Raw genomic sequence first — 6645 nt, forward strand, 5'->3', positions numbered from 1 at the left:
AGTTTTCGGTGATCGTTGACACTGACCCGTACCAATGTATTTTATGTGGAAACCGATTGCGGTTTATGAGTGCGGAAAAAGGAATACACGCCGTCACTTTACTGTCAGAAAGGCGGGATAAAATGGTCAAAAAACGATGGTTACAAACCGCAACCTAGGAGCAGTGTGCCTATTATTAGGCTTTTAGATGATAATTTAACCGAATTACTGTTCTCATGGTTAATCAACGAGAAAACTGTCAGAATTTAATAGAAATATTGAGTTCAAAACACCTCTATTAATGCCTTACTGTATTGATTGAGATTCCTAACCATGAACACTACATAAAATAGATAATCAATTGAATACTAAGTTAATATTTATTTTAACTAATATTATAAGCTGGCTATAGTTAACTATTTGAAAAAATATTAATATTTTTATACATGTATAGTGGATAGAATGGCATATAACATTTTGATTGATTTAAAATTATTAAAAATATATTATTGTAATAAAAACAATATTTATTACTTAATAATAGAAATATTAAAATAGTTTTTTATTCAATGAGTTAATATAAATTTAACTTTATCATTATTTATTATGAGAAATTAAAAAACAAGATAGCGTAATATTTACCAATTTTCTAATTAATTATTTGTAATTTAAAGATATAAAAAATAATTTTAATTTGTTAAATATTCAATTTATTTTTCTTTAATTAATATTAACTAAAAAATAATAAGTGATTATCCTTAAAAAAACAGTTTTACAGTATAAAATACTATTAACAACCCTATTTACACCAAAAAACAATCGTTATAGATAGATTAAAGAATCACTTATACTTACTCTTAGGTTAGACAAATTAAAGATGCCAAAAATACTTAGTAACAATAATCTGTCTAATAATATTTAAAACAGATTAATCCCACCAAATATCAAATAATTCAGAAGTAACCACCTTCTTCATACCTTGGTTTTTTAACCATTCTTCGACTAATTTACGGTGCTCTTCTGTACATTTGCCAGTTTTTTCCATACAGATTAATCCTTCCCAATCTAAATAACCACTGGCATCCATCGCTAAACCATTAGGCTGAATAAGCTCTATAATAAAAGTATCAACCATACTATCAATCTTATCAACCGGTGTTTTAGCAGGAAAAGACCAATTTACTGAGAAACCAACCTCCTGAAATTCGTCTATATGTAGTTTTTTACGTAAACGGCGGCTACGCTGCTTAGACATTATTTTATCCTCTCAAACATAAGATCAAATACACCATGGCCTAACTGTTGGCCACGCTTTTCAAATTTAGTTATCGGTCGCGAAGCGGGTCGCTCAACATAATCGCCTGCTGCTGACAAATTTCGATAATTCCGGATTTCATGCATAACATTTAACATATGCTCGGCATAAGGCTGCCAGTCGGTTGCCATATGAAATATACCGCCTAATTTCAATTTATGTAAAATAAGCTCCGCAAAAGGTTGCTGCACAATTCGCCGCTTATTATGCCTTACTTTATGCCAGGGATCGGGGAAAAAAAGTTGCACCATATTTAACGAATCATTTGGCAACATTTTCTCCAATACCTCAATTGCGTCATGACACATGACGCGTAAATTACTCAAATTAGCCTGTTTGGCTGCAGCCAAACAGGCACCAATTCCCGGAGCATGGACTTCAATGCCCAAAAAATTTTTAGCTGGATTTTGTTCTGCCATGGTAACTAATGATGCTCCCATACCAAAACCTATTTCCAGGATCACCGGTGCATCATTACCAAATAGTGAATCCAATGATAGCAGCTGACCGGTAAAATCTACTCCCATCTTAGGCCATAACATTTGCAGCGCATTTTCCTGACGAGGAGTTAATCTTCCCTGACGGCGGACAAAGCTACGAACACGACGTATAACTTTGCCTTCTTCATTAACTTCTGGAGTAATAACATTTTTCATCATAAGTATTGAGATTATTTTTACCAATTAATACTATTCATAATAGTGACAATTATATTACGAGTAGTTGAATATGAAAATGGCTGATAAAAAAGCATTACTTTATTGACGGAATAAAAAGCCTGATCAAAGCTAATATCTGATTAAAAAGTAAAAATATATATTCCTAACAACAAAACGGCTATTAATGATACCACTGCTCATATCAAAACCTGCTTTTTATAAAAACTGTTTAGAGTAAAGACATTTTATATGGATACACTGCAATTTTCTCATTCTGTACTTAACTGGTATCATCGTTATGGGCGCAAAACGCTTCCCTGGCAACAAGAAAAATCACCCTATCACGTCTGGTTATCTGAAGTCATGTTGCAGCAAACACAAGTTGCTACCGTGATCCCCTATTTTGAGAAATTTATTAATCATTTCCCTGACATCACCTCTTTAGCAAATGCTTCACAAGATGAAATATTGCATCTATGGACTGGCCTCGGCTACTATGCCAGAGCTCGCAATTTACATAAAGCAGCCCAACAAATTGTGGCAAACTATGATGGCAATTTCCCTAATAAATTTGAACAAGTTATTTCGCTGCCAGGTATCGGACGCTCTACCGCAGGCGCTATTTTATCGTTATCACAAAATCAACATTTCCCAATCTTGGATGGTAACGTAAAACGCGTGCTTACACGTTACTACGGCATTGCAGGTTGGCCCGGTAAAAAAGAAGTTGAAAACCAATTGTGGACTCTCAGTACCCAGGTCACTCCTGCTAATGATGTCCAATATTTTAATCAAGCGATGATGGATCTCGGTGCTATGATCTGTTGTCGTAGTAAACCTAAATGTGAACTTTGTCCGTTACAAAAAGGGTGCCATGCTTTTATAAACCATAGCTGGCAAAATTTTCCTGCCAAAAAACCTAAACAACAAATTCCTGTCAAAAGTGGCTGGTTTTTGATTTTACAATATGAAAATTCAATTTGGTTAGAAAAACGCCCTCCTTCTGGTATTTGGGGAGGCTTATTTATTTTTCCACAATTTGATACGCTTAATACCCTAAATGAGTGGCTTGATAATTCAGGTATTGTATATAACAAAATAGAACAACTTATTACATTTCGTCATACTTTTAGCCATTTTCATTTAGACGTTATCCCTATTTATGTCACTATTAATCAATTTTCCGCTTGCATGGATGAAACGAAAGGGCTTTGGTATAACTTACAGCAAGATATAAAAATAGGCTTAGCAGCACCGGTTGAAAACTTACTTAAACAATTTAAAAATTAACTTTGCCATTCTGAGGATTACTTAATGAGTAGAACTATTTTTTGTACTTTTTTACAACGTGAAGCTGAAGGTTTAGATTTTCAGCTTTATCCTGGTGAAATAGGTAAACGGATTTTTAATCAAATATCTAAAGAAGCCTGGGGACAATGGATGAGCAAACAAACCATGCTGATCAATGAAAAAAAGCTTAGCACGATGAATCCTAAAGACAGAAAATTACTAGAGCAAGAGATGGTAAAATTTTTGTTTGAGGGGCAAGACATTCATATCGAAGGCTATACCCCACCCGAGAAATAATGCTCAACCCATCAGAATCTTGACCATTCTGATGGCTTTTTATCTGACAAACTGTGAATGACATGTGATATGAAAAAGCTGCTGCTCCCTATCTTCATTGCCCAACTTTTGCTGGCTTGCTCCAGTAAAAAAGAAATCTCATTTCATCCTGAATATGTCAAAGATACCAATGGATTTGATATTTTAGTTCAGCAATTTGCTCATAATATTGAGAATATTTGGGGTATTCACGAAGTCCTGATTGCGGGGCCAAAAGATTACGTCAAATATACGGATCAATACCAAACCCGTAGCCATATTAATTTTGATAGCGGCCGCATTACAATTGATACTATTGCTGGCGTAGAACCGAAGGAATACTTAAAAAAGGCAATTATTACTACCCTATTGATGGGAGAGGATCCAGGTTCCATTGATCTCTACTCTGATATTAATAATATCGCTATCAGTAAAGAGCCGTTTTTGTATGGACAAGTACTTGATCACACAAATCAACCGATCCGTTGGGAATGGCGAGCAACAAAATTCGCCGACTATTTATTAGAAAATAAATTACAGCGACGTCAGTCAGGCCTGCACGTCATCTGGTCAATTACCATCCAATTAGTGCCAAATCACCTGGATAAACGTGCTCATAAGTATTTACCGTATATCCGCCAGGCAGCGGCAAAATATGGCGTTGATGAATCGTTGATCCTGGCAATTATGCAAATAGAATCTACTTTTAATCCTTATGCAGTGAGTCGCTCTGATGCCTTAGGTTTAATGCAGATTATGCCAAACACCGCAGGTAGAGACGTTTTTCGTGCCCAAGGAAAATCAGGCATACCCAGTCGCAATTATTTATTTGATCCGGCCAAAAATATTGATCTAGGGACCGCCTATTTATCATTGTTACAAAACACTTATCTAAATGAAATTACCAATGCTACCTCGCGTCGCTATGCGATCATCACCGCCTATAACGGGGGAGCTGATAGTGTTTTAAGAGTATTCCATAACGATAAAAAGCTGGCAGCCCAAATTATTAATCAAATGCCACCGGGTGACGTTTACCAAACATTAGCGACTAAACATCCGGCAGCTCAATCACGTAATTATTTGATTAAAGTAAATAATGCGCAGAAAAAATACCGTTAATGACCTTTTTACTTAGTTAAATTGGTACCCTGATAAAAAGGGTACCATTTCTACTTGGCGCAAAAGCTTAGAACAATTTTTATATAGCACTACTTAAATTGTTGAAAAAACAAGCATAAGAAAGCGTATTGCTATAATTTTAATTGACGAAAATATTATAATCAGGTTTAATACGCCCTGTTGCCCGGATAGCTCAGTCGGTAGAGCAGAGGATTGAAAATCCTCGTGTCGGTGGTTCGATTCCGCCTCCGGGCACCACGTCCTAGTACAGTTATTGAAACTGAGTATTTCAATTATTTTTTGAAATCACCCTCGATTGAATATTGATTTAATGATTTTACTGCTTCAATGTTTATTCCCATAAATTTATCCAACAAAGTATAAGAGTTATTACTTAAAGAAAGAAATTCAATCATGAGTTCAGCAAATTCATCTGCATTAGTAACTTTTTTTATCTTTAATAGTCTATCGATTTTAGGGAATAAATATTTACCTAATTCACCATTATATCCATAATATTCTGGATGCAATTGTAAAAATTTATCAATAGTTATTTTTTTGGAAATTAATTTGACTAAGTCCAGTATTAAGAGGGGTACTTTATCTTCCAACACATGTTCAATACTTTCTGCTATATCGAGCAATTTATTTGTGTTTTCAAATAAAAACAATAATTGCTGCCAAAATAAAGTATTCAGATAACTCTGCTCACTGGCAAGCTTTAAATCATCCTCACTAAGGTAAACCCCGGCTTCATATATTTTAGGCGTTGGTGCTAATGGTTGATTTGTTACGCCAAAACCTTTTTCTGCTGAAAATGGGTGTATTATTACTTTTTTATTTAATTTATGTGCTATCACTTGACCAATAGGAATGCTACCAAATGGCCCAAAACAAGATTGTAATTCAATGACTTCTACTTTTTGCCAATTATTAAAACCAAGAGATTGTATTGCTAATCCTTCAATAATATTACTCAGCTCAGAGCCATCCATATAATTTACACTAGACGGTATTCCTTGTGTTTTAATAAATAATCGATTTCCGTCTAAATTGAAAATGGCATCTTTCCCGAGTAAAGTTTCTTGCCGGCTTCCCTGTACATTAACTGAACCTGAAATAACATTAACATTATTAAATTTGCCATTAATAATCTTCTCAAATTGAGAAGACAAAATAATATCATTAGAATTTTCTGTGGATACTCCTATGCTAGCGCCATTGCTAATCACAAATTTACCCTCACCTAAACTTATCATCATACTTTTTAATTCATAATCCAAGTCATAAAAAACCACCAAACGACCCGTTGGCAAAGAAGATAATTGCGTAGCACTGTTTATTGGTTTTACATTTGCTAGCAAGCTTCTCACACTTTTTGATTTGTTGTTATTAGTGCGAAGTAACTTCAAGTCTTCATAAAAAACTAACGCCTGTTCATCAGATAATACGTTAGCTTCCTTTAAAGTTTCTGCCATATATTCTGGTAATTCAACGAATTCTTCTTTTAAAGATTTTTCAACTACTTCATTAAGTGAATTGTGTTGTATCTGTGAACCTTTCGCTTAACCCACATAGGCATTTAGTTTTGTTACTGGCGTAGTATATTGCTCTAACTGACCTTGAACAAATAGGCCAATCTGTTCTGCCATAATAATACCATTGTTATTTTTAAGATAAGGGCATAATTTATTATTTTCTAGACTAGGCTGTGTCCCTTAATTGCGTAATCGGCGGTAAAACAAGCGAATGCAGCCCAGTTTCACCATTGCTAGATAGTTTCTTGCCGTTTTTTCATAACGTGTAGCGATCCGGCGATATTCCTTTAAACGGCCAAAACACCTTTCCACAACGTTGCGATGGCGATAAGCATCACGATCAAGTTGCGAGCGTCCATCTGAAGCCAGTTTTTCATTTGATTTTCGGGGAATAACCGTTTTCATCCCTTTTCTTTTCAACTCGTTA

The 6645-nt window shown here is 34.8% G+C and carries 7 protein-coding genes, 1 tRNA gene and 1 pseudogene; 5 read left to right on the plus strand and 4 right to left on the minus strand.

The window, feature by feature from the left end; all coding sequences use genetic code 11:
* Positions 1–158 (plus strand): annotated as a pseudogene (locus G468_RS25460) (IS91 family transposase); the annotation flags it as partial.
* Between the two features lie 749 nt (positions 159–907).
* On the opposite strand, the gene G468_RS0115375 reads toward G468_RS25460, so the two are convergent.
* Together G468_RS0115375 and trmB are read right to left on the minus strand one after the other, a co-directional pair.
* Positions 908–1234 (minus strand): YggL family protein, encoded by a 327-nt coding sequence (locus tag G468_RS0115375; protein ID WP_026823824.1) that lies wholly within the window; start codon positions 1232–1234, stop codon positions 908–910.
* Entirely contained in the window at positions 1234–1953 is a 720-nt protein-coding gene (trmB, locus tag G468_RS0115380) for a tRNA (guanosine(46)-N7)-methyltransferase TrmB (RefSeq protein WP_026823825.1), read from the minus strand. The genes G468_RS0115375 and trmB overlap by 1 nt, the downstream gene beginning before the upstream one ends.
* A gap of 249 nt (positions 1954–2202) precedes the next feature.
* On the opposite strand from trmB, the gene mutY reads away from it, so the two are divergent.
* The 4 genes from mutY (at position 2203) to G468_RS0115400 (ending at position 4938) form a co-directional block, all read left to right on the plus strand.
* Positions 2203–3243, plus strand: coding sequence for an A/G-specific adenine glycosylase (gene mutY, locus G468_RS0115385; RefSeq protein ID WP_026823826.1), 1041 nt, complete (start codon positions 2203–2205; stop codon positions 3241–3243).
* A gap of 24 nt (positions 3244–3267) precedes the next feature.
* Entirely contained in the window at positions 3268–3540 is a 273-nt protein-coding gene (locus G468_RS0115390) for an oxidative damage protection protein (RefSeq protein WP_026823827.1), read from the plus strand.
* Positions 3541–3609: 69 nt separating this feature from the next.
* Complete coding sequence (gene mltC, locus G468_RS0115395; protein ID WP_026823828.1) at positions 3610–4680, plus strand: membrane-bound lytic murein transglycosylase MltC; 1071 nt, start codon at positions 3610–3612, stop codon at positions 4678–4680.
* Between the two features lie 182 nt (positions 4681–4862).
* A tRNA-Phe gene (locus G468_RS0115400) sits at positions 4863–4938 on the plus strand.
* A gap of 35 nt (positions 4939–4973) precedes the next feature.
* On the opposite strand, the gene G468_RS0115405 is transcribed toward G468_RS0115400, so the two are convergent.
* Both G468_RS0115405 and G468_RS0115415 read right to left on the minus strand, forming a co-directional pair.
* Positions 4974–6158: a hypothetical protein gene (locus G468_RS0115405; protein WP_026823829.1), complete on the minus strand. Its 1185-nt coding sequence runs from the start codon at positions 6156–6158 to the stop codon at positions 4974–4976.
* 240 nt (positions 6159–6398) lie between these two features.
* On the minus strand, positions 6399–6645 hold a 247-nt coding region (locus G468_RS0115415), incomplete at its 5' end, for an IS5/IS1182 family transposase (protein ID WP_026823830.1).

The sequence above is a fragment of the Arsenophonus nasoniae DSM 15247 genome (assembly GCF_000429565.1).
GTDB lineage: Bacteria > Pseudomonadota > Gammaproteobacteria > Enterobacterales > Enterobacteriaceae > Arsenophonus > Arsenophonus nasoniae.

Coding starts and splice junctions, on each gene's coding strand:
- trmB (WP_026823825.1), bottom strand. CDS start 1,953: ATGATGAAAAATGTTATTACTCCAGAAGTTAATGAAGAAGGCAAAGTT.
- G468_RS0115405 (WP_026823829.1), bottom strand. CDS start 6,158: ATGGCAGAAACTTTAAAGGAAGCTAACGTATTATCTGATGAACAGGCG.
- mutY (WP_026823826.1), top strand. CDS start 2,203: ATGGATACACTGCAATTTTCTCATTCTGTACTTAACTGGTATCATCGT.
- G468_RS0115375 (WP_026823824.1), bottom strand. CDS start 1,234: ATGTCTAAGCAGCGTAGCCGCCGTTTACGTAAAAAACTACATATAGAC.
- G468_RS0115390 (WP_026823827.1), top strand. CDS start 3,268: ATGAGTAGAACTATTTTTTGTACTTTTTTACAACGTGAAGCTGAAGGT.
- mltC (WP_026823828.1), top strand. CDS start 3,610: ATGAAAAAGCTGCTGCTCCCTATCTTCATTGCCCAACTTTTGCTGGCT.